The sequence below is a fragment of the Rhodanobacter sp. C01 genome, assembly GCF_002001045.1.
Classification (GTDB): Bacteria; Pseudomonadota; Gammaproteobacteria; order Xanthomonadales; family Rhodanobacteraceae; genus Rhodanobacter.
Map to the genome: position 1 here is coordinate 139696 of NZ_MUNR01000004.1, position 23237 is coordinate 162932.

Here is a 23237-nt window from a genome sequence, read left to right on the forward strand (position 1 = left end):
ATTTCAGTTTCCGGATTCCCAGGCCCATGTTGCGACTCACCGACCTCAAGCTGCCGCTCGATCACACCGAGGACATGCTGACCACCGCGATCCTCAAGCGGCTGGATATCGAGGCCGCGGCGCTGACCCGTTACACCGTCGCCCGGCGTGGTTACGACGCGCGCAAACGTGGTGCGATCGCCCTGATCTACGCGCTGGATATCGAGACGCCGCGAGAAGCGGAGCTGCTGCGGCGCTACGCCGACGATCAACACATCCAGCCCACGCCCGACACCGACTACCACTTTGTCGCCCAGGCACCTGCGCCGTTGTCGCACCGCCCACTGGTGATCGGCTTCGGCCCCTGCGGCCTGTTCGCCGGGCTGATCCTGGCGCAGATGGGTTTTCGTCCGATCATCCTCGACCGCGGCAAGGAAGTGCGCGAGCGCACCAAGGACACCTGGGACCTGTGGCGCAAGCGCAACCTGCATCCGGAATCCAACGTGCAGTTCGGCGAAGGGGGCGCTGGCACGTTTTCCGACGGCAAGCTGCACAGCCAGATCCGGGATCCACTGCATCACGGCCGCAAGGTGCTCACCGAGTTCGTCAAAGCCGGCGCGCCGGAGGAGATCCTCTACGTCAGCAAGCCGCATATCGGCACGTTCCGGCTGGTGACGATGGTGGAGAACATGCGTGCCACGATCGAATCGCTGGGTGGCGAGATCCGTTTCAGCCAGCGCGTCGACGACCTGCTGCTTGAGCCTAGCGCGGACGGCCAGCAGCAGATCCGTGGCGTGACGCTGGCCAGCGGCGAGCAGATCCGCACCGACCACGTGGTGCTCGCGGTCGGCCACAGCGCGCGCGATACCTTCGAGATGCTACACGTGCGTGGCGTGTACCTGGAAGCCAAGCCCTTCTCGATCGGTTTCCGCATCGAGCATCCGCAGTCGGTCATCGACAGCGCCCGCTTCGGCCCGCAGGCCGGCCACCCGATCCTCGGCGCCGCCGACTACAAGCTGGTGCACCACTGCAAGGGCAGTCACGAGGGCAACGGTCGCTCGGTCTACAGCTTCTGCATGTGCCCCGGTGGCACCGTGGTCGCGGCCGCCTCCGAGCCGGGGCGTGTGGTCACCAACGGCATGAGCCAGTACTCGCGCAACGAGCGCAACGCGAATGCGGCGGTGGTGGTCGGCATCGATCCCGCCGACTTTGCACCGTTCGAGCCCACATTTGATGAAAGCGGCGGCAGCCCGCTCGCCGGCATTGCTTTGCAGCGCGCTCTGGAAAGCCACGCCTATACCCTGGGTGGCGAAAACTACAGCGCACCGGGCCAGCTGGTCGGCGACTTCCTCGCCGGCCGCGCCTCGCATGACTTCGGTGACGTGCAACCATCGTACAAGCCGGGTGTGACCCTGGGCAGTCTCGACAGCGCGCTGCCCGCTTATGCGATCGCTGCGATCCGCGAGGCCTTGCCCGCATTCGAGCGCCAGATCCGCGGCTACGCGATGCACGACGCCATCCTCACCGGCGTCGAGACACGCACCTCCTCGCCGGTACGGATCAAGCGCGACGACAGCCTGCAGAGTCTCAACACCCGCGGCCTCTACCCCGCCGGTGAAGGCGCTGGCTACGCCGGCGGCATCCTGTCCGCCGCCGTCGACGGAATCAAGATCGCCGAGGCGGTGGCTTTGAGCATCATGGCCAAGCCGCAATCCTGACGGTACATCGGCACCGGCAAGGCGACACCCGGCAACGATTGATTGCAGTGTCGCGTGACCCTATCTAGGGCGAATCCCCAGTCGGCGCTGTCTATGGCGCTCACACTCCCGAAGGTGCCCTCATGTCCATACCAGCCGCTCCCACTCCGGTCCGCATCGATTTCGTCTCGGATGTCTCTTGCCCATGGTGCGCCATTGGACTTGCTTCTCTGCAACAGGCGCTGGAGAAACTGGATGGCGAAGTCGCCGCGGAAATCCATTTCCAGCCGTTCGAACTGAATCCGCAAATGGTGCCTGAAGGCGAAGATGCCACCGAGCATCTGGTGCACAAATACGGCAGCACGCCCGAACAGATCGATGCCAACCGCGAAGCGATCCGTGCGCGCGGCGAATCGCTCGGCTTCACGTTCCGGATGGACCGGCGCAGCCGTGTCTACAACACCTTCGATGCACACCGGCTGCTGCATTGGGCCGAGCTGGAAGGTCGTCACATCGCGTTGAAAAAGGTACTGCTGCGCGCCTATTTCACCGATGGCGAGGATGTCAGCGCGCATGCCACGCTGGTGCGGCTGGCCGGCGAGGCGGGGCTGGATACCCAGCGCGCACAGCAGATTCTTGCCAGCGATGCCTATGCCGCCGAGGTGCGTGCACAGGAGCAGTTTTTCCAGAGTCGCGGTATCCACTCCGTACCGGCCACCATCATCAACGGCCAGCATCTGATTTCCGGTGGCCAGCCGCCGGAGGCGTTCGAGCAGGCGCTGCGGCAGATCGCTGCCTCGGCCTAGGAGCGCATCATCGGATCACGCACTGGCCGTGCTGCATGCCAGCCAGTGACTGATCGGCGCCGGACGACCAAGCAGATAGCCCTGCCCCATCTCGCAGCCCATCGCCAACAGTACATCGCGCTGGGTTTCGGTCTCGATGCCTTCGGCGATCACCTGGATGTTCAGTGCGCGCGCCAGCGCGAGGATCGCTGCGACCACGGTGGTACTGCTGGTATTGGCATCCTTGTCCAGCTCATGCACGAAGGCGCGGTCGATCTTCAGGATGCGCAAGGGCAGTGAGTGCAGGTAGCTGAGCGACGAATAGCCGGTGCCGAAATCGTCCAGCGCGGCGCCGATACCGATCCTGCGCAATCGGTCGAGCGTGGCGCGCACGCGCTCGGGATTGTCCAGCAGGGCGCCCTCGGTGACTTCGGCGACCAGTCGCGACGGTGCCAGGCCGGTGCGTTCGAGCAACCGGATCAGGCGCCCGTCGAAATCCGCATGACGCAGATGCAGTGCCGAAACGTTCAACGTCATGAAGGTATCGCTGCCGTCGGCATGCTGCATGAGCAGGCGACAGCTGAGTTCGAACATGTGCCAGTCGATCGTCTCGATCAGCCCGCTGTCCTCGGCAATCTTCAGGAAGTCGCCCGGTAGCAACAGACCCCGTTGCGGATGATTCCAGCGCAGCAGGGCCTCATAGCCCACCACCTGACCATCGCTGAGTCGGCAGATCGGCTGGTAGTACGGCTCGAACTGGTCGTGTTTCAGGGCCACGCGAAGCTCGCTTTCCATCGCCAGCACGTCGACCACGTTCTTCGCCAGCGTTTCATCGAACACTTCATAGCGCTTGCGCCCGAGCTCCTTGGCCCGGTACAGCGCAATGTCGGCATCACGCAGCACCTCGTCCGCCGCATGGTAGTGCTCGTCGCCGATCGCGATGCCGATGCTCGCCGTTCCCTGCAGTTCTTTTCCGGCGATCAGCATCGGGAGACCCAAGGCATCCAGCACGCGCTGTGCCACGGCCTGCGCAAGCGCCGGAGTCTCGACCTCCTCCAGCAGGATGGCAAACTCGTCGCCTGCCAGTCGTGCCACCAGATCGGGATGGCGCACGCAGCCGGCCAGCCGCGAGGCAACCTCCTTCAGCACTTCGTCGCCAGCCAGGTGACCGAGGCTGTCGTTGATGATCTTGAAGCGGTCGACGTCCAGATACAGCAGGGCGCACCGTCGTCCCGGCTCATGCTTGATGGCAACCAGCGCTCGGTCGATGCGATCGCGCAGGTAGCCGCGATTGGGCAGCCCGGTCAGCGAGTCATGCATCACCTGATGCCTGAGCTGGTCCTGGATGCGTTCGCGCTCGATGATTTCCTTGCGCAGCGCCTGTGTGCGCTCCTCCACCCGGTGTTCAAGCTGTTCATAGGCCTGCTTCAGCGACTCGGCCGAACGGCGCCGGGCGAGGCTGCTGGCGATCTGCATGGCCACGAAGCTGAGGAGTTCCTGATCGGCTTCGTTGTAGACCACCGACGAGCTGTAGCTCTGCACCGTCACCAGTCCGATCACCTCATCGCCGACGATGAGCGGCACGCCCAGCCAGCACATGGCGGGAGAACCCGTCCGACCCGGGGCAATCTCGCCCTGCCGTTCCAGCTCTTCGATATCCGCGTTGTCGGCGCGCAGGGGTGCGCCACGGCGCAACACGTACTCGCTTAGCGCATGACCCAGCGGGCGCGCGGCCGGCGGACGTTTCACCGCGTCCACGGCATAGGGAAAGGTCAGTTGCTGGCGGTCGTCGGAGAGCAACGCGATGAAGAAGTTTTCCGCATTCAGCAATTCGCCGACCACGGCGTGCACGCGCCGGTAGAACTCGGCGTGATCGATGTCTGCAGTGGCCAGTTCGGCGATCTGGAACAGGGCCCCCTGCAGATGCTCGGCACGCTGACGCTCAAGGATTTCCAGTTGCAGGCCGCGATTGGCCTCAGCCAGTTGCAGGGTTCGCAGTTGCACGCGCTGTTCCAGATCTGCCTTGGTCTGCTTGCGTTCCAGCGCGGTGAGGATATGGCTGCCGACAAACTGCAGCAGGGCCAGATCCTCGTCGGTGAAGCCAATGTCCTGTTGATAGCTTTGCACCACCAGCGCACCACATGGCTGGCCGTCGCGCAGCATGGGCACACCAAGCCAGTCGTAGCTGTCCGCACCGATCAAGGTCACCGGCCCGGAAACCTGGCTGCGCAATTCCTCGGTGTCCCCCATGCGTGCCTTGCCGTCATTGAGCACGTACCAAGTCAGGGTGTGCTCGATCGTGCTCAGCGGAAGATCCTGGCCGAGTTCGAACATGGGTTCGGACTCGACATCGACGAAATACAGAAAGCGGATCGTGCCCTGCTCGACGTTGTGCAGCACGATGAAGAAGTTTTCCGCGTACATCAGCGTGCTGACGATGGCATGGATACCGCGCAGCATCGACAGCATGTCGCGCTCGGAGCCGGCCAGGTCGGAGATGGCGAACAACGCGCGCTGCAGATTCTCCGAACGCTCGAGCTGCTGATGCGAATCCCGCAGTTCGGCCCATTCCAGTACGCGCTGAAGATGTCTGCCGGCAAGCTGCACCAATCCCGCCAGTGCATCGATGAAGCCATCCACGTCATGACCCGCCTGCAGGCTCAGCAGCAGCAGCGCGGGCTCGGGTTGCAGGCACAGGCGAATCGCCACAAGGTGCCGGTCCGGATGCCAGGATGGTCGCTCCGCCCGGCCCGCCTCGGCCAGCCACGACCAGTCCAACGCATCAATCCGCGACAGCGGCACGCAGTGATGGCTGGCCGGCTCGTCCAGGCCCCACAGTACCCAGGCCGCCGTGCAATCCGGCCACGTCTGCGCCAACGCCACGATCGCCGCACCTGCTTCCGTGGGTGTGCCGGCCGCAATCAGACGCTTCAGCCAAGTCAGCTGCAGCGACCCGTCAGGCGACAGAGATCCGACGACACCCGCATCCATTATTGATGGAGCCCCCAGCCCGCATCACAAATGCACCCCGGGACTAGCATACCTCTTCGCATGTTCGCCAGAACGCCGATGGATGGCGTATCCGGCCTTCATGCATGTGGGCCAGGACGCAATCCCATAAACTGTCGCCTTGCCGCCGGCAAGACATGCTTGTAACGCGAGCCACATGCCGTTTCGAACGGCACTCGCCCTGCTTCATGCACCACCTTCGTTCCAGGCTTCACCCATGCTCGCCGACACCACCAAGGACGCCATCCGCGCCGCCTATGCACGCCTGAAGGACGGCTTGCCGGGCTTTCGCGCCCGCGCGTCGCAGGGAAGGATGATCGCCGAGGTGGCCAAGGCGTTCGGCCGCACCGGCGGGGTGGCGGTGATCGAGGCACCGACCGGCACCGGCAAGTCGATGGCCTATCTGATTGCCGGCGTGGCGGTGGCGCGCTTCCAGAAGAAGAAGCTGCTGATCGCCACCGCCACCGTCGCGCTGCAGGAACAGCTGGTGCAGCGCGATATCCCGCTGTACCTGCAGCTCAACGGCATCGAGGCGAAAGTGGCGCTGGCCAAGGGCCGCGGCCGCTACCTGTGCCCGCGCAACCTGATGATGGCGGCGAACAGCCTCAACGACACCGCGCAGATGGGCCTGGCCGGTTTCGACGCGGATCTGGCGCTATGGACGAAGCCGCCGCAGGCGCGCGACAAGCAGGCGCTGACAAAACTGCGTAGCGCATTCGACCGCAACGAGTGGAACGGCGACATGGACAGCGCGCCGGAAGCCGTCAGCGACCTGCTGCGTCCGATGGTGACCACCAGCGCCGGCGGCTGCACCGGGCGCAAGTGCGGCCAGTTCATGAACTGCCCGTTCTTCGCCGCGCGCCGGGCGGTGGACGATGCCGAGATCATCGTGGCGAACCAGGATCTGGTGCTGGCCGATCTCACCATGCCGGGCGAGGACGAAGGCTGGGGCGGGGTGATCCTGCCGCGGCCGGACGAGACGCTGTACATCTTCGACGAAGGCCATCACGTGCCGGGCAAGGCGATCGACCGTGGCGCTAGCGAGGTCTACATGAACGTCAGCGTGCGCCAGCTGAGCCGGCTCGGCCGGCAGGTACACGCGGCCTATTCGCTCACCGACAAGCAGACGCTGGGCAAGCTGTCGCTCGATGCCGGCGACGCCAAGCTGCAGGAACTGAGCAACACGCTGGAAGAGCTGGAAAAGGAAATCCGCCTCGGCTGGCTGCCCGACCCGGCCGAAACCGAGCCGATGTACCGCGGTTCGCTGGGCCAGTTGCCGGAAGCATGGGTGGAGCATGCGCGCGCACTCAGCCTGTACACCGGCGAGGTGCAGCGCTGGCTGACCGCGGTGCGTCGCGCGGTGGTCGAGATGACCGACGGCGGCCCGACCCAGGAGGCGCTGTCGCGCGAACTGGGCATCGCCCTGGAGCGCATCGGCAAGCAGGCCAGCTGCTGGCGCGCGTGGGCCGGTGAGGACACCGATGGCGTGCCGCCGCTGGCACGCTGGGTCACCTTGAGCGGCGATCAGCAACTGGTCTGCCATGCCTCGGCAGTCTCCGCCGGCGGCTTGCTGCGCAGCGTGCTGTGGGGCAATGCCAGCGGCGTGTTGATGACCTCGGCCACGCTGAGTGCCGGTGGCAACTTCCGCGGTTTCGCCGATGCGGTGGGCCTGCCCGACGATGCGGTGTGCCTGAGTCTGCCGTCGCCATTCGATCTTGCCGCGCAGGCGCGACTGGAAGTACCGGCGATGCGCACCCTGCCCGACGCGCGCGAAGCACACGCCGAGGAAATCAGCGAGTGGCTGGCCGACAACCTCGATTGGGATGCCGGCAACCTGGTGCTGTTCACCTCGCGCGTGAAACTCGATCGGGTGTTGCAGAAACTGCCGATCGCCCAGGTGCGCAAGGTGCGCGCGCAGGGCTCGCTGGGCAAGTCGCAGCTGATTGCCGAACACTGCGCCGATATCGAGGCCGGCAAGGGCAGCACCCTGTTCGGCCTGGCCTCGTTCGGCGAAGGCCTCGACCTGCCGGGCAAGCTGTGCGAGACGGTGGTGATCACCCAGCTGCCGTTCGCGGTGCCTACCGACCCGGTCGGGGCCACGTATGCGGAATGGTTGGAATCGCGCGGGCGCAACCCATTCATCGAAGTGAGCATCCCCGAGGCCACCCGCCTGCTCACCCAGTATTGTGGCCGTCTGATCCGCAACGAGACCGACCGCGGCCGCATCGTGCTGCTGGATCGTCGCGTGGTGACCAAACGCTACGGCAGCAGCATGCTGAAGGCGCTGCCGCCGTTCGAACGCATCATCGAGCGCACCCCATGATCATCCGCCTGTCCGATTGCCCGCCGCAGCCATGGAAGAACGGCCTGGGCAGCACGCGTGAAATAGCCGTCCATCCGGATGGTGCCGGCAGCGACGATTTCCTGTGGCGGGTGAGCATCGCCAAGGTCGACAGCGCCGCGCCGTTCTCCAGCTTCCCCAGCATCGACCGGCAGATCGCGTTGCTCGACGGCAACGGCTTCACGATGACGCTGGACGATGGCCGCGTACATGCGCTGACCACACCGTTCACTCCATTCGCGTTTGCCGGCGAGGCCAAGGTGGCGGTGACTCTGATCGATGGGCCGACGCGCGATTTCAACCTGATGGTGCGGCGTGCGCAGGCGCATGGCGAAATACGGGTGTGGCAGGAACCGGGCACGCAGATGCCTGATCCATCCACCGTGCTGGTCTACTGCGCCCGTGGTGCGATCGACACCGCTGAAGGCCCGCTGCACGTGGGCGATGCGTGGCGGCCTGCGCCGGCGAGTCCGCTCGAGCTGCACCCCAATGCGCTGGCGCTGGTCATCCGGATCGAGCCCCATGCCATCTGACGGAAGCCGGTAGGCGCCTATACTCGAGCAACCCCATCCGCGAGGTAGCCGTCATGTCCGTGCTGATTCTGGGCCTGCTGATCTTTCTCGGCATGCACTCCCTGCGCATCTTCGCCAACGACTGGCGCGACCGGCAGATCGCCCGGCTGGGCGTGAAACGCTGGAAGGGCCTGTTCGCGCTGACGTCGATCGTCGGCTTCGTGCTGATCTGCTGGGGCTTCGGGCTGGCCCGCCAGCACCCAGTGCTGCTGTATGTGCCGCCGCTGCCGCTGCGCCATCTCAATGCGCTGTTCACCCTGATCGCGTTCGTGCTGTTTTTCGCCACGCGCGTGCCACGCAACCACATCAAGGCGAAACTGCACCATCCGCAGGTGCTGGCGGTGAAGGTGTGGGCTTTCGGTCACCTGCTCGCCACCGGCATGCTGCACGACGTGGTGCTGTTCGGTACGTTCCTGCTGTGGGCGATCGTGCTGTTCGCCGTATCGCGCCGGCGCGACCGCGCGGGCGGCACCGTTTATCCGGCCGGATCGATCAAGGGTGACGTGCTGACCGTGATCATCGGCGTCGTGGTCTGGATCGTCTTTGTGCTGTGGCTGCATCTGTGGTTGATCGGCGTGAATCCGATGGCATGACATGACCGTGGACGGCAGGGGTGGCAAGAGTCATCTGTGCAGCTGCCGTCGCCTGCGCTAGAGTCCGCTCATCCAACCTGCACGAGGTCGTGTCATGGCCGCTTTCCTGCTCTGGCTGTTGCTCCTGGTGTTCTGCTGGCCGCTCGCCCTGTTGGCGCTGGTGCTGTACCCGATCGTGTGGTTGCTGCTGTTGCCATTCCGGCTGGTCGGCTTCACCGTCGGCGCAGTGTTCGCCTTTCTCGGCGCCCTGCTGATGCTGCCGGCACGCGTGTTGCGCGGCCGCCCGGTCTGATCGCACCTGTGCGATCGATATCGGCCTGATGGAGAAACCGCATTCGCCCTCGTGCGAACGCAACCGCGAGCCGATTCTCGATGTGCTACGCCGGTATCTTTCCGGCCACAGGCATGTCCTGGAGATCGGCAGCGGTACCGGCCAGCATGCCGTGCATTTCGCCGCGGCCCTGCCGCAGCTGACGTGGCAAAGCTCGGACCGCGCGGAGAACCTGCCGGGTATCCGCGCGTGGCTGGACGAGGCGACCTTGCCGAACACGCCACCTCCGCTGGAGTTCGACGTCACCGGTGCGTGGCCCGCTGAACGCTATGACGCGATATTCAGCGCCAATACCCTGCACATCATGGGGTGGCCTGAAGTGGAGCATCTGTTCGCGCAGCTGCCCTCCGTCGCCACGTCCGACGCCGTGCTGATCATCTATGGTCCGTTCAACTATGCGGGCCGTTACAGCAGCGACAGCAACGCCTTGTTCGACCAATGGCTGCAGGCCCGCGGCGCGCACATGGCGATCCGCGATGCCGAAGCGGTCGACGCGCTGGCAGGCAAGGCCGGCTTCGCCCTGATCGACGATATCGCGATGCCGGCCAACAACCGTTGCCGCGTGTGGCGACGGCGGCACGGCTGAATCCCCACCGTCACAGCATGACTGCACAATCGCGTCGAAGCGGGTACAAAGGCGGCATGAAGTCGATCGACATCCTGACCCCCTGTCCCTGCGGCAATCCAGCCGGTTACACCGCATGCTGCGGCCCCCTGCACGACGGCATTGCAGCAGCCGTCAGTGCCGAGCAACTGATGCGCTCGCGCTACAGTGCCTACGTGCTGCGGCGCGAGGACTACCTGCTGGCAAGCTGGCATGCCGATACGCGCCCGGCCTCCTTGCGACTGGCTGCACAACAGCCGGCACCAAGCTGGCTTGGGCTGGAAATCCGGCGGCATGAGTCAGTGGATGATGACCACGCGACGGTGGAGTTTGTCGCCCGCTACCGCCTCGGCGGTGGTCGCGCACAACGGCAGCACGAGACCAGCCGCTTCGTGCGTGAACACGGCTGCTGGTATTACCTCGACGGCGAGCTGAAGAGCTGAGCCGCAGGCTTCACGGCAAGCCTCAAAAACCCTGTACACCAGCCGCATGCAATCGCACGACCTGGGCTCGCAGTTCGGGATGACTGAAGAACTCGACCAATCGATCCGCACGACCTGGGCCAATGCCATCGATGGCCTGCCATTCGTCTGAGCTTCGCGCACTCAGGGTGGCCCAGTCCGACAGCTCGGCGCTGCCGCTGGCCGGCATGCCGAGTGCATGCAGCCAGCGGGCAAACGAACGCTGGCGGGCGCTGGCAAACGTCTGTGCCAACGTGCTGGCACGCGCCTGCCCAAACCCAGGCGCGGCAGCAAGCTGCACAGGGGTGAGGTCCATCCAGTCGAGCAGTCCATGGATCAGCCCGGCGTCTATCAATGCCTGCCACGTACTCGCACCCAACCCGTCGAGTTGCAAACCCTGCTTGCCGCCCAGCCGCAGCAGCCGCGCGCGGAATTGCTGTTCGCAACCGGGCGCGACCTGCCAGCAGCTCAGCGGATCGTGCTTGCCCGGATCAGGTGGTGTCACTTCAACACGCTGCTGCGTGCGCCACACCACCGACTGCAGCCGCGGAATGGTCAGGCCGGCGAGTACCACCTCGACCTGATCGCCGGGGCGGATATCCAGCTCCCGCCAGCGCGCCACCGAACCCACGCTGACCCGCTGCACGCGATGGTCGTCCAGCTGTACCGGCACCAGTTCCAGCACCGGCGTGATGCGACCGCTGCGACCGACGGTGAAAGTCACCGCACGCACCTCGGCCAGCGCCGATGCCGCCGGATATTTCCAGGCTATCGCCCAGGTCGGTGGCGTGGCCTGCCAGGTTGTTGCCGGCGGCCGATGGCCCTGGCGTACCACGGTGCCGTCGGCGGCGAACGGCATGACGTGGCGATACCACTGTTCGCGCCAGCGTTTGACGTCGTCGATCGTCTTGACCGAATGGGTGTACGTCACGCTGTCGGCCAGCCCCATCGCCTGCAAGCCGGCCAGTCGTGCCCGCATGTCGGCCGGCCCGCTGGGCCAGTCCCACACGAACAGTCCAATCTGTGCGGCAGCCTTGGCATCCAGTGTGTCCCGCGCCAACGCTCCGGCGACGGCCGAACGTGCATTGGCGCCGCCATCGTTGGCCTGCACATGACCGGGCAGGCGCCAGTAAAGCTCGCCTTGCAGCACCACGCGGGCCGGTGCGCTCGGCAGGTGTTTCGGAATCGCGTCGATGTGTAGTGCCAGCGCGGTCCAGTCCGAGCCGCGCTGGCCATCGCCACGACTGGTCACCTGCTGCAACTGGCCGTCCAGATACAGCAGGGTGACTGCCACGCCATCGGCCTTCGGCTGCACCCACAGATCGCCCTCATCATGCGCGTGCATCCATGCGGCCAGCGCCACGGCATCCGGCAACTTGGCCAGCCCGGTCTGCGCCACCGGTGCGCGTACGCGCCCGGTGGCGTCGGCCAAATGGGCGAGTTCCGCCGGCGCCTGCGCCGGAAAGCAGCGCCGCCAATGGTCCAGGCGCTGCAATGCCTGGTCGTAGACGGCGTCATCGACCGGCGACTGGCCGTCGACCCGATATGCATGGTTCCAGCCGTCGAGCCGGTCATGCAGCGCACTCATCTCTTGCCGCGCCTGCGCTGGCGACCAGCTGGGGCAATCGGCCGCGCGGACGTCCGTCGTGCTTAGTACAGCGATACCGATCGCGATGAACGGCAACAACCATCCGATGCGCATGCAGCTCTCCCGTCCATGGATATGGACGACAGGCTAGCCAACGGCCGACGCTGCAGGCAGGCGATCCATGTCGACAGCGCGCGTAGGCGCTGGCCGCTCAACGGATCGACTACGTTCCTGTCGTGCGCAGCGCCGTCTCGCCATCGAACCGGCCATTCGGTCCGAAGCGACGTTCCACGATCACTCCGTTGCCGTGATGATCGATCGCCACCACTGTGCTGGCACGCGTACCGTAGAGTTCGCCGCGAATGAACGCCGACGACAGCCAGCGCTCGCGTTCCAGCCCGACGCCTGTATCCGGCAGCTGCGCATCCGGTGCGACACGCTCATCGGCCAGTGCGGCGAACAGCGGCGCGAAATCGTCTTCGCCGCCATCGTCGATCCAGTCCTGCAGCTGCTTCATCAGTGCACGCGTCTTCGGCCACGGTGTATTGAAGTCGGCATTCGACAGGCCGTGCACACCGGGCATTACCGGTTGCACGCGCGGCTCGGGACGATTGCCCAGATAGAACGCATTCTGCGCATCGAAGGTGAGCAGGTTGAATGGCCGGTAGCGCGCCGCTGAGCGCAGCAACAGTTGTGCGTGCGCCTTGGCATCCGCACTGCCACCGAGATAATCGGTCGCCAGCATGCCGCGTGAAACGCCCAGCTGCGGATCGCGCGGATCACGCACGTTCGTCACCACGCAGCAGCGCCCTGCCGCGGTCAAGCCAAGCCAGGTACCGCCGGCCTGCAGATCGCGACCTCCGATGATCGGCGCACCCTCCCAGCGCGCCAATGGTTCGCTGGGACGCGCATGAAACTCGTCGCGGTTACCGGCCAGCAGCAGACGCCAGCGTGAATGCATGTTCCAGGCGAAAGCAATCAGACACATCAGCCGAAGAACCAGTAACAGACGACAATGGAGGCCAGCACACCGGCCAGATCCGCCAGCAGCGCGCAACCCACGGTATGCCGCACACGCTTGATGCCGACTGCACCGAAGTACACCGCCACCACATAGAACGTGGTCTCGGTGCTGCCCTGGATGGTGGCGGCAAGCAACGCGGGAAAACTGTCCACGCCCGAGTGATGCATGGTTTCGATCAGCATCGCGCGGGCCGCACTGCCGGAGAACGGTTTCACCAGCGCGGTGGGCAGCGCATCGACGAAACGATCATCCAGCCCCGCGTGCAGCACCAGCCAGCGGATGCCATCCAGCGCGAAATCCAGCGCGCCGGAGGCGCGCAGCACACCGACCGCACACAGCATCGCGATCAGGTAGGGCAGCAGATCTTTAGCGACCTCGAAGCCCTGCTTCGCACCCTCGAGGAAGCTCTCGAACAGCGGCACCTTCTTGTACGCGCCGGCACACAGGAACGCGATGATCACCCCGAACAGCAGCAGGTTGCCGAGCAAGGCGGACAACGAGGCCAGTGCCACGGCCGTCAGCGAGGCCAGCAGCGCGATGAAGCCGCCGAGCAGCAGCGCGCCGCCACCCAGCCACGCCAGCACCACCGGATCCCACAGCTTCAGGCGTTGCATGTACGCCACCGACAGCAGGCCGGTGAGGTTGGCGGCAAAGTGCGCCAGCAGGATCGGCAGGAACACCAGGGTCGGATCGTGCGCGCCGGCCTGCGCCCGGTACATGAACACCTGCACAGGCAGCAGGGTCAGCGACGAGGCGTTGAGTACCAGGAACAGGATCTGTGCATTGCTCGCGGTATCTGCCGATGGGTTCAACGTCTGCAGCTCGCGCATCGCACGCAGGCCGATCGGCGTGGCGGCGTTGTCCAGCTGCAGCGCGTTGGCGGCGAAGTTCAGCGTGATCAGGCCGATCGCCGGGTGTCCGCGCGGCACACCCGGCATCAGCCGCGCGAACAATGGTCCAAGCATGCGCGCGAGGTGATCGACCAGTCCGGCCTGCTCGGCGATACGCAGGAAACCCAGCCAAAGCGCCAGCGTGCCGAACAGCAGCAACATCACCTTGACCGACAGATCGGCCATGTCGAACAACGAACCGACCACCGCGGCGAATACGGTCTCGTCGCCACCGAGCAGCCAGCGCGACAGCGCCGCCACCGCGGCCACCAGGAAAAATCCGAACCAGAGTCTGTTGAGCACGCAGCGCGCCGTTGGCCATCGTCAGGTTGGAGCTTAATGAACCCGGCACACGGTTGGACAGCACGTTGCAGTCAGGCGACCTGTTCGATCTCCGTCACCGGCAATGCGCTCAGCATCTGCGCTATCGAACCTGCCGCCTCGCGCCCGTCATGCACGGCACGGACCACGAGGTCGGCGCCACGCATGTTGTCGCCGCCGGCGAAGATTTTCGTATGACCGGTCTGGAATGGCAGCCTGCCCTTGCCACCAGCAAGAATGCGACCGCTTGCATCCAGCGCGATGCCGTATTCGGCGCACCATGCCGGCGGGCTGGGACGGAAGCCGAACGCCTGGATCACCACGTCGGCGCGCAACTCGGTCTCGCTGCCTACGACGTTGCTCGGACGCGGCCGGCCGTCGCCATTGTCGACCAGTTCGGTAGTCACCACGCGCACGCCGCGCACTGTGCCCTGGTCACCGACCAACTCCAGCGGCTGACGATGGAACAGGAATTTGACGCCCTCTTCGCGGCTGTAACCCACCTCACGCCGCGAGCCCGGCATGCTTGCCTCGTCACGCCGGTAGACACAGGTGACCGACGCGGCGCCGAGACGGATCGAGGTGCGGTTGCAGTCCATGCCGGTATCGCCACCGCCGAGCACCACCACATGCTTGCCGTTGAGATCGAGCGCGGGTGGTACCGGCTGGTCGTCGAGCAGGCGGCTGGCGTTGGCGATCAGGAATGGCAGTGCGTCATGCACGCCGTCGAGTTCACGACCGGGCAGTTCGCCATCGACGAAGGTATAGGCACCGGTGCCGATGAACACCGCGTCATAGTCGGCGAGCAGGTTGTCGAACGCGATATCGCGACCGATTTCCACATTGAGATGAAAGCGCACGCCCATGCCTTCGAGCACGTCACGTCGGGTGCGCACCACCGACTTGTCCAGCTTGAACGGCGGAATGCCGAAGGTGAGCAGGCCGCCGATTTCGCGCTGGCGATCGAACACGTCCACCGCGATGCCGGCGCGACGCAGCCGATCCGCGCACGACAGGCCGGCCGGTCCGGCACCGACCACCGCCACGCGGCGGCCGGTTTCGGTCACGCCCGACAGATCCGGGCGCCAGCCCTGGCGGAAGGCCTCGTCGGTGATCGAACGTTCGATGCTGCCGATGGTGACCGAGCCGAAGTCGGTCTGCTCCAGCGTGCAGGCGCCTTCGCACAGGCGGTCCTGCGGACACACGCGGCCGCATATTTCCGGCAGCGGATTGGTTTCGTGCATCAGGGTGGCGGCTTCAAACAATCGCCCTTCCTGTACCAGCTTCAGCCAGTCGGGAATGTAGTTGTGCACCGGGCACGCATGTTCGCAATACGGGTTGCCGCAATCGAGGCAACGCTCGGCCTGACCCACCGCCGCGGCCGGCGCAAAATCGCCGCTGATCTCGCCGTAGCCAAGCACGCGGATCGCCACCGGCACGGCCTTCGGCGGCTGGCGGGGGAGGTCGAGGAAGCGGAACAATTTGTCGCTCATGCCGCCCTCCGCAATTCGTCGGCCAGCGCAGCCAGGCTCGCCGCCTTCGGCTTGACCAGCCAGAAACGCTGAAGCAGCCCCCGGAAATCGTTCTGCAGATACCGCGCCCAGGCGCTGCCGGTAAGTTCGGCATGACGCGCGATCAGGCCGCGCAGATGCTGCATGTAATGCTCCATGCCTTCCGGTGTGATGCGCACGATGTCGACCAGTTCGTGGTTGTAGCAGTCGACGAAATCACGCTGCAGGTCTAGCACGTAGGCGAAGCCGCCGGTCATGCCCGCGCCGAAGTTCAGTCCGCACGAGCCGAGCACGGCGACCACGCCGCCGGTCATGTACTCGCAGCAGTGATCTCCGGCGCCCTCGATCACCGCCAGCGCGCCGGAGTTGCGCACCGCGAAGCGTTCACCGGCGCGGCCGGCGGCAAACAGCTCGCCACCGGTGGCGCCGTACAGACAGGTATTGCCGAGAATGGAGGCCTCCTGGCTGGCGAACGGTGATTCCGGCGATGGCCGCACCAGGATGCGGCCAGCGGTCATGCCCTTGCCGACACCATCGTTCGCCTCGCCGGTCAGGTCGATGTGCACACCACCGGCGTTCCATGCACCGAGGCTCTGGCCAGCACTACCTTCCAGCTGCAGGGTGATCGGCTCGGGCATGCCGTGGTCGCCCCAGCGTCGCGCCACGTCGCCGGACAGCCGCGCACCGATCGCGCGATCCGTGTTCTCGATGGCGTAGCGAAACGTGCCGCCGCTACCCAGTTCGATCAGTGGTGCGGCATCGACCGCGATACGCGTGGCCAGTGCCGCTTCATCGCGCATCGGATTGCGCGGTAGCGTGCATGCGCTGTCCACGTCCACGCCCAGGCCATCGCTGGCGATCAGCCGCGACAGGTCGATCTGCCGCTGTACCGGCGTGCTGCCTTCGGCCTGGCTCAGCAGGTCGCTGCGCCCGACCAGCTCGCCGAGGCTGCGCACGCCGAGTTGTGCGAGATGACCACGCACGTCTTCGGCGACGAAGCGGAAATAGTTCATCACCATCTCGGGCAGGCCGATGAAGTGTTCCTTGCGCAGCACCTCGTTCTGCGTGGCGACGCCGGTGGCGCAGTTGTTGAGGTGGCAGATGCGCAGGTACTTGCAACCCAGCGCCACCATCGGGCCGGTGCCGAAGCCGAAACTTTCGGCGCCGAGCATCGCCGCCTTGATCACGTCGAGGCCGGTCTTCAGGCCACCGTCGGTTTGCAGCCGCACGCGACCGCGCAGGCCGTTGCGACGCAGGGTCTGCTGCGCCTCGGCCACGCCCAGCTCCCACGGTGTGCCGGCGTACTTGATCGAGGTGAGCGGGCTGGCACCGGTGCCGCCGTCGTGGCCGGAGATGGTGATCAGGTCCGCACCGGCCTTGACCACGCCGGCGGCGACCGTGCCGACCCCCGCATGCGAGACCAGCTTCACCGAGATCAACGCACTCGGGTTGATTTCCTTCAGGTCGTGGATCAGCTGGGCCAGGTCCTCGATCGAATAGATGTCGTGATGCGGCGGCGGCGAGATCAGGCCGATGCCGGGCTTGGCATAGCGCAGCCGTGCGATCGTCGCATCCACCTTGTGGCCGGGAAGCTGGCCGCCTTCACCGGGCTTCGCGCCCTGCGCGATCTTGATCTGCAGCACCTCGGCGTTGATCAGGTATTCGGCGGTGACACCGAAGCGACCGGACGAAACCTGCTTGATCTTCGAGGTTTTCTCGGTGCCGTAGCGCGCCGGATCCTCGCCGCCCTCGCCGGAATTGCTGCGACCACCCAGCCGGTTCATCGCGATCGCCAGCGCCTCATGCGCCTCCGGCGACAACGCACCAAGCGACATGCCGGCCGAATCGAAACGCCCGAGGATGGCCGCGGCCGGCTCGACCTCTTCCAGTGGAATCGCCGCACCTACGGCATGCGGCAGCAACAGGTCGCGCAACGCGGACGGCGGCCGCGCATCGACATGCTGCGCATAGCGGCGATAGTCGGCCATCGCGCCGGTGCGCACGGCCGTCTGCAAGGTGTCGATCACGTCCGGGTTGTACATGTGGTACTCGCCGCCATGCACGAACTTGTAGATGCCGCCCGCACGCAATGGCTGCGCCTCGTTCCATGCATCGGCTGCGAGCAGGCGCGCATCGTGCTCGAGCTCGGCGAAGCCGGCGCCGCCGATCCGCGACGGCGTGCCGGCGAAGCACAGCGCGACGACTTCCGGCGCCAACCCGACGATCTCGAACAACTGGGCACCGCGATAACCGGCGATGGTGGAGATACCCATCTTCGACAGGATCTTCAGCAGGCCCTTGCGGATGCCACGGCGGTAGCTGCGGCCGATCTCGCGCGGCGCACCGTCGCCACGCTTGATGTAGCCGTCGCGGCCCAGTTCGAACAGGCTCTGGTAAGCCAGCCACGGATAGATCGCGGTAGCACCGAAACCGATCAGGCAGGCGAACTGGTGCGCATCGCGCGCCGTGGCGGTTTCCACCAGCAGGTTGCACTGGCAGCGCAGGCCGTTCTCGACCAGATGCGCGTGGATCGCGCCCACCGCGAGCAGCGCATGCGCCGGCAGCGTGTCCTTGCGCGGATAGCGGTCGGTGATGAACACCATCCCGGCGCCGTTGCGCACGCCCTGCTCCGCCTCGCGACAGAACCGGCGCAACGCCGCCTCCAGCCCTTCATCCAGCGGATAGCACAAGTCGATCTGCACCGTGGCGTCGACGAACTGCGGCAACGCGAGCAACTGGCGCAGCTTGCGCTGCGAACAGATCGGCGAATTCAGCAGGATCTGCTTCGCGTTGTCGGCCGACAATTCGAACAGGTTGCCCTCGCGGCCGAACTGGGTGACCAGCGACATCACCAGCCGTTCGCGCAGCGGGTCGATCGGCGGGTTGGTGACCTGGGCGAAGCCTTCGCGGAAGCGGTCGAACAGCGGCCGGATCTGCCGCGACAGCACCGCCATCGGGGTGTCGTCGCCCATCGCGCCGGTCGCCTCGGCCTCGGTCTCGGCAAGCACCTTCAGCACGCTCTCGCGTTCCTCGCGGCTCAGGCCGTAGAGCTTCTGGTAGCGGCGCAGCTCGCTAGCCGGCAGCGGCTCGGCCGCCAGGCTGGGATCGATCAGGTCCGATTCGAGATAGCTGACGCCCGCGCGCAGCCATTCGCGGAACGGTGCGCGGCTCTTGTTGATCGCGTCGATGTCGGCATCGTGCAGCAGGCGCTTGCCGGCGAAGTCCACCGCCAGCATCTGGCCGGGCCCGAGCCGGCCCTTGGCCACCACGCGCGAAGCCGGCATGTCCCACAGGCCGGCTTCGGAAGCCACGATCAGATGATTGTCGTCCGACCGCGCCCAGCGCGCCGGGCGCAGGCCGTTGCGATCGAGCGTGCATACCGCGTAATGGCCATCGCACATGACCAGCCCGGCCGGGCCGTCCCATGGTTCGCTGTGCAACGCGTAATACTCGTAGAACCCGGTGAGGTCCTCGTCCAGATCCTCGCGTGCCGCGTACGCCGGTGGCACCAGCACACGCATCGCAGTGAGCATGTCGAGGCCGCCGGCGAGCAGCACTTCCAGCGCGTTGTCCAGGCTCTCCGAATCCGAGCCGTCCTGGCGCACCAGTGGGCCGATATCGGTGAGGTCGACCAGCGGCGAGCGCAGCACCGCCTCGCGTGCCTGCATCCAGCGCCGGTTGCCGCGGATCGTGTTGATCTCGCCGTTGTGCGCGAGCAGACGGAACGGCTGGGCCAGCCGCCACTGCGGCGTGGTATTGGTGGAAAAGCGCTGGTGGAACACCACCGCGTCGCTGGCCAGCGCCGGATGTCGCAGATCCGCGAATACCTCACGCAGCCGGCCCGGTGCCGCCATTGCCTTGTAGCCGATCACCTGCGCGGACAGGCTCACCACGTAAAACTGCGGATCATCCACCAGCGCCGTTTCGGCACGCCGCCGTGCGCGGAACAGCGCGCGCTCGAATGCATCGTCATCCATCCCGGCCGCGGCATTCACGAAGACCTGGCGCACCCTCGGGCAAGTTGCACTGGCCAGCGGGCCGCAAGCTTCCGCGTTGACTGCCAGCTCACGCCAGCCAGCCACCGTCAAACCAGCTGCGGCAAGATGCTGCTCGAATACCGCCACTGCCGTGGTGCCATCGGCTTGGTCAAGGAAAACCAGCCCGGCGGCAAAATGTTCGGCCGGTGCAAAGCCAGCTTCCGTCGCCATGGCGCGCAACCACGACGCCGGCCGATGGATGAGCACGCCGCAACCATCGCCGCTGATGCCGTCGGCATTCACGCCACCACGATGGGAAAGTCTGGCCAGCGCAGCAAACGCGGTGTCGACCACCCAGGCGCTGGCGCGCCCATCGATCTGCGCAACCAGCCCGAAGCCGCAGCTGTCGTGCTCGAAAGTCGGGTCGTACAACGTCTTGTTGTCTGGCTGGGCCATCTTGCCCTCGCGGCGGATGGATGTGCTGGGCATGCGCAGCCTGCAGTGCCCTCGGCACCGTCGCTGCACGCATGGTGTGGTCCGACTAAAGCACATCTGCTGCGCCGCGTCAAAACAATTTGGACAACACAGTTTGGACGGCTATACGTTTTTGCTTCTCTTCATTTATTCATGCATGGGCAGTGCATGAACCTGGTGAATCGCCTCAAGTGCTCATTCACCGCCTGCCCAGGAGAGACAAGACAGCCCGAGCAGGCCGGCAACCCGCGTCCCGGCTTGCTCGCTCCCGTCGCCCGGCTCGGTGATAATCAGCGGATGCCCAATCCTGCCCGCTCCATTCCCGCGCTCATCCCCGGCCTGCTGGCCGCCATCGCCTTCGCCGGCGCCGTCATGGCCCCACCGGCGCTGGCGCGCCAGGACAGCCAGAGCCAGACCGAGCAGGCCGAGGCGAAGCAGAAGCTGGCCGACCTGCGCGGCAAGATGGAGGCCCTGGCGAAGCAGCAGGCCGATACCGCGGCGCGCCGCGACAGCGCCAATGCAGAGCTCGCCAAGCAGGCCACCGCACTGGCCGATGCGGCGCGGGCGGTGCGCCAGACCGACACCGAACTGGGCGCCAAGCAGCAACAACTGGATGAACTCGAACAGCAACGCACCGCCCTGAAGCAGAACCTGGACCGCCAGCACGCGGCGATCGCCGACCTGCTGCGTGCCACCTACGCCCTCGGCCAGGGTTCCGACCTGCGCCTGCTGCTTGGCGATGAGGATGTCGCCCGCATCTCGCGGGCGCTGGTGTATTCGAAATATTTCCAGCAGGACCGTGTGCAGCGCGTGCAGCAGCTGATGACCGATCTGGCCAAGCTGCAGGATCTGGAGAGTGCGATCACCACGGAGCGGCAGGCACTGCAGGCGACCAAGGTGCAGCGCGAGCAGCAGGCCCGGACGCTGACGCAGCAGCGCGCCGCCCAGCAGAAGCTTGCGGCCGAAACCGATGCCCAATACAAGGACCAGGCCGAGCGGCTGGCTGCGCTGAAGCAGAACGCACAATCGCTCAACAACCTGGTCGACAAGCTGCAGAAGGCGATCGACCAGGCTGCGCGCGAAGCGGCTGCCCGTGAAGCCGCAGCCCGCGCGGCGGCCGCGAAGCAACACCCCGGGCACAAACTGCCGCCGCCGCCGATCGAAGTGGGCAACGCCAGCGCGAACATCCGCGGCAACCTGCCATGGCCGGCCAGCGGCGTGGTCAACAGCTATGGCAGCGGCGTGCTGATCAAGGCCAATGGCGGCAGCGAGATCCACGCGGTGGCCCGCGGCCGGGTGATCTATGCCGGCTTCCTGCGTGGCTACGGCATGCTGGTCATCATCGACCACGGCAACGGCTGGATGAGCATGTACGGCAACAACGAGACCATGCTGCACGGCGTCGGCGACCAGGTCGAGGCTGGCACGGCGATCGGCACCGCCAGCCCGCCCACCGGCGTCAATACCGGCGTCTATTTCGAACTGCGCAAGGGTGGCCAGCCGGTCGATCCACGCAGCTGGCTGAGCCAGCGCCGTTGACGCCACTGTCGCGGCGCCGCAGGCTAGCGCCATGCCATCCACGCACGGCGGCACGATGAATTACGCCCCTGTTCGGCTGTCCAAGGCTATGGTTCACCTCTTCCGCCGCGCCGCCGCGCGACATCCGCTTTTCGTACGGAGCCACCCGCATGCGCCTTTCCAACCGTAGCCCGATCGCCTTGCTGGTGGCCATGCCACTGCTGCTGACGGTGCCGCATGCATTCGCGCAGACCGTGCCGGCCCCGGCCGGCAGCCTGGCCGCACCGCCGGTCGATCTGCCGGCCACCAGCAGCAGCGCTACCGCTCCGGCGCGCGCCAGTTCCGTCGCCGATCAAGTGGATCTGGACGACATCCGCAATTTCAGCCGCGTCTACGAGGTGGTGCGCCAGGCCTACGTCGAGAAAGTCGACAACAAGACCCTGATGAAGGCGGCGATCACCGGCATGCTCAGCGGGCTGGACCCGCACAGCGAATACCTGGACAAGGATGGCCTGGCCCAGCTCAACGAGGACACCACCGGCCAGTACAGCGGCCTCGGCATCGAGGTGCTGCAGGAGGACGGCGGCCTGCGCATCGTCTCGCCGATCGACGATACCCCGGCGGCACGTGCCGGCATCAAGGCCGGCGACAGCATCGTCAAGATCAACGGCACGCTGATCGACCCGCAGAATGTCGACGACATGTTCAAGCAGCTGCGCGGCAAACCCGGCAGCAAGATCAGCCTGACCATCGCGCACCAGAACAGCGACAAGCTGATCGACCTGAACCTGGTCCGCGAGAACATCGCCATCAGCAGCGTCAAGGTGCGCGAGCTGGAGCCCGGCTATGCCTACATCCGGATCAGCCAGTTCCAGGACGACACCGGCGGCGATCTGGACAAGAAGCTCGGTGCGCTGATCTCCAAGAACGGCGCACAGAAGGGCGCCGTGCTGGACTTGCGCAACAACCCCGGTGGCCTGCTCAACGCGGCGGTGTCGGTCAGCGATGACTTCCTCGACTCCGGCGTCATCGTCACCACCCGCGGCCGGCTGCAGGACGCCAACATGAGCTTCAGCGCGCACCCCGGCGACCTGCTCAACGGCGCGCCGATGATCGTGCTGGTCAACAACGGCACCGCCTCGGCCGCCGAGATCGTCTCCGGCGCGCTGAAGGACAACCATCGCGCGCTGATCATGGGCCAGCGCACGTTCGGCAAGGGCGTGGTGCAGACCGTGCTGCCGCTTGACGCCGACCACGCGGTGAAGATCACCACGGCGCGCTACTACACGCCGAACGGCACCTCGATCCAGGCCGAGGGCATCAAGCCCGACATCGCGCTGGCCGACCTGACCGTGAGCAGGGCGGACAGCGCGCCGGTGCTGGTCAGCTCCGAAGCCGACCTGCCGAACCACCTGGTCAACGAGAACGCCAAGCTCGGCAACGACATCAACGACGACGGCAGTGCGGACGATGCCAAGCTGGCGACCGGCGACTATGCCTTGTCGCAGGCATTGAACGTGCTGAAAGGCATGGCGCTGGGCAGGACACCCACGACCCACTGA

General features: G+C 65.9%; 16 protein-coding genes. 10 read left to right on the plus strand and 6 right to left on the minus strand.

The features are described from left to right. The first annotated feature begins 26 nt into the window (after positions 1-26). Together B0E50_RS01080 and B0E50_RS01085 are read left to right on the plus strand one after the other, a co-directional pair. Positions 27-1697, plus strand: coding sequence for an NAD(P)/FAD-dependent oxidoreductase (locus tag B0E50_RS01080; RefSeq protein WP_077439225.1), 1671 nt, complete (start codon positions 27-29; stop codon positions 1695-1697). A gap of 122 nt (positions 1698-1819) precedes the next feature. After that, the gene (locus B0E50_RS01085) at positions 1820-2482 is read left to right on the plus strand and encodes a DsbA family oxidoreductase (RefSeq protein WP_077439226.1); all 663 of its coding nucleotides are present in this window, start codon (positions 1820-1822) and stop codon (positions 2480-2482) included. 15 nt (positions 2483-2497) lie between these two features. On the opposite strand, the gene B0E50_RS01090 is transcribed toward B0E50_RS01085, so the two are convergent. Beyond that, positions 2498-5452 (minus strand): EAL domain-containing protein, encoded by a 2955-nt coding sequence (locus B0E50_RS01090; protein ID WP_077439227.1) that lies wholly within the window; start codon positions 5450-5452, stop codon positions 2498-2500. A 235-nt stretch (positions 5453-5687) separates the two neighbouring features. Here B0E50_RS01090 and dinG point away from each other — a divergent pair, with 235 nt between their 5' ends. From dinG to B0E50_RS01120, 6 genes are all read left to right on the plus strand, one after another. Beyond that, positions 5688-7793, plus strand: coding sequence for an ATP-dependent DNA helicase DinG (gene dinG, locus B0E50_RS01095; RefSeq protein WP_077439228.1), 2106 nt, complete (start codon positions 5688-5690; stop codon positions 7791-7793). Next, entirely contained in the window at positions 7790-8344 is a 555-nt protein-coding gene (locus B0E50_RS01100; protein ID WP_077439229.1) for a HutD family protein, read from the plus strand. The genes dinG and B0E50_RS01100 overlap by 4 nt, the downstream gene beginning before the upstream one ends. A gap of 53 nt (positions 8345-8397) precedes the next feature. Beyond that, entirely contained in the window at positions 8398-8976 is a 579-nt protein-coding gene (locus B0E50_RS01105; RefSeq protein ID WP_077439230.1) for an NnrU family protein, read from the plus strand. 94 nt (positions 8977-9070) lie between these two features. Beyond that, positions 9071-9268 (plus strand): hypothetical protein, encoded by a 198-nt coding sequence (locus B0E50_RS01110; RefSeq protein WP_077439231.1) that lies wholly within the window; start codon positions 9071-9073, stop codon positions 9266-9268. A gap of 28 nt (positions 9269-9296) precedes the next feature. Beyond that, positions 9297-9893 carry a DUF938 domain-containing protein gene (locus B0E50_RS01115; protein WP_077439232.1) on the plus strand — a complete coding sequence of 199 codons (597 nt, stop codon included), beginning with the start codon at positions 9297-9299 and terminating at the stop codon, positions 9891-9893. A gap of 56 nt (positions 9894-9949) precedes the next feature. Continuing rightward, the gene (locus B0E50_RS01120; protein WP_077439233.1) at positions 9950-10354 is read left to right on the plus strand and encodes a YchJ family metal-binding protein; all 405 of its coding nucleotides are present in this window, start codon (positions 9950-9952) and stop codon (positions 10352-10354) included. A 22-nt stretch (positions 10355-10376) separates the two neighbouring features. Here B0E50_RS01120 and ligB read toward each other — a convergent pair whose 3' ends face one another. The 5 genes from ligB to gltB form a co-directional block, all read right to left on the minus strand. Continuing rightward, entirely contained in the window at positions 10377-12074 is a 1698-nt protein-coding gene (gene ligB / locus B0E50_RS01125; RefSeq protein WP_077439234.1) for an NAD-dependent DNA ligase LigB, read from the minus strand. Between the two features lie 109 nt (positions 12075-12183). After that, positions 12184-12948: an NRDE family protein gene (locus B0E50_RS01130; RefSeq protein ID WP_077439235.1), complete on the minus strand. Its 765-nt coding sequence runs from the start codon at positions 12946-12948 to the stop codon at positions 12184-12186. Next, positions 12948-14177, minus strand: a complete 1230-nt coding sequence (locus B0E50_RS01135) for a spore maturation protein (protein WP_077439236.1) — start codon at positions 14175-14177, stop codon at positions 12948-12950. Before B0E50_RS01135 ends, B0E50_RS01130 begins: the two co-directional genes overlap by 1 nt. 71 nt (positions 14178-14248) lie before the next feature. Then, positions 14249-15688, minus strand: a complete 1440-nt coding sequence (locus B0E50_RS01140) for an FAD-dependent oxidoreductase (protein ID WP_077439237.1) — start codon at positions 15686-15688, stop codon at positions 14249-14251. Beyond that, positions 15685-20139 carry a glutamate synthase large subunit gene (gltB, locus tag B0E50_RS01145; RefSeq protein WP_077439238.1) on the minus strand — a complete coding sequence of 1485 codons (4455 nt, stop codon included), beginning with the start codon at positions 20137-20139 and terminating at the stop codon, positions 15685-15687. The genes B0E50_RS01140 and gltB overlap by 4 nt, the downstream gene beginning before the upstream one ends. A 390-nt stretch (positions 20140-20529) precedes the next feature. Here gltB and B0E50_RS01150 point away from each other — a divergent pair, with 390 nt between their 5' ends. Then, positions 20530-21696, plus strand: coding sequence for a peptidoglycan DD-metalloendopeptidase family protein (locus B0E50_RS01150; protein WP_254427136.1), 1167 nt, complete (start codon positions 20530-20532; stop codon positions 21694-21696). A gap of 149 nt (positions 21697-21845) precedes the next feature. Then, positions 21846-23237 (plus strand): S41 family peptidase, encoded by a 1392-nt coding sequence (locus tag B0E50_RS01155; RefSeq protein ID WP_077439240.1) that lies wholly within the window; start codon positions 21846-21848, stop codon positions 23235-23237.

Excerpts from the sequence above, each read along its gene's own strand:
- B0E50_RS01130 (WP_077439235.1), bottom strand. The coding sequence starts at position 12,948 with ATGTGTCTGATTGCTTTCGCCTGGAACATGCATTCACGCTGGCGTCTG.
- B0E50_RS01100 (WP_077439229.1), top strand. The coding sequence starts at position 7,790 with ATGATCATCCGCCTGTCCGATTGCCCGCCGCAGCCATGGAAGAACGGC.
- B0E50_RS01090 (WP_077439227.1), bottom strand. The coding sequence starts at position 5,452 with ATGGATGCGGGTGTCGTCGGATCTCTGTCGCCTGACGGGTCGCTGCAG.
- B0E50_RS01085 (WP_077439226.1), top strand. The coding sequence starts at position 1,820 with ATGTCCATACCAGCCGCTCCCACTCCGGTCCGCATCGATTTCGTCTCG.
- B0E50_RS01140 (WP_077439237.1), bottom strand. The coding sequence starts at position 15,688 with ATGAGCGACAAATTGTTCCGCTTCCTCGACCTCCCCCGCCAGCCGCCG.
- B0E50_RS01150 (WP_254427136.1), top strand. The coding sequence starts at position 20,530 with ATGGCCCCACCGGCGCTGGCGCGCCAGGACAGCCAGAGCCAGACCGAG.
- ligB (WP_077439234.1), bottom strand. The coding sequence starts at position 12,074 with ATGCGCATCGGATGGTTGTTGCCGTTCATCGCGATCGGTATCGCTGTA.
- dinG (WP_077439228.1), top strand. The coding sequence starts at position 5,688 with ATGCTCGCCGACACCACCAAGGACGCCATCCGCGCCGCCTATGCACGC.
- B0E50_RS01115 (WP_077439232.1), top strand. The coding sequence starts at position 9,297 with ATGGAGAAACCGCATTCGCCCTCGTGCGAACGCAACCGCGAGCCGATT.
- B0E50_RS01155 (WP_077439240.1), top strand. The coding sequence starts at position 21,846 with ATGCGCCTTTCCAACCGTAGCCCGATCGCCTTGCTGGTGGCCATGCCA.
- B0E50_RS01110 (WP_077439231.1), top strand. The coding sequence starts at position 9,071 with ATGGCCGCTTTCCTGCTCTGGCTGTTGCTCCTGGTGTTCTGCTGGCCG.
- gltB (WP_077439238.1), bottom strand. The coding sequence starts at position 20,139 with ATGGCCCAGCCAGACAACAAGACGTTGTACGACCCGACTTTCGAGCAC.
- B0E50_RS01105 (WP_077439230.1), top strand. The coding sequence starts at position 8,398 with ATGTCCGTGCTGATTCTGGGCCTGCTGATCTTTCTCGGCATGCACTCC.
- B0E50_RS01080 (WP_077439225.1), top strand. The coding sequence starts at position 27 with ATGTTGCGACTCACCGACCTCAAGCTGCCGCTCGATCACACCGAGGAC.
- B0E50_RS01120 (WP_077439233.1), top strand. The coding sequence starts at position 9,950 with ATGAAGTCGATCGACATCCTGACCCCCTGTCCCTGCGGCAATCCAGCC.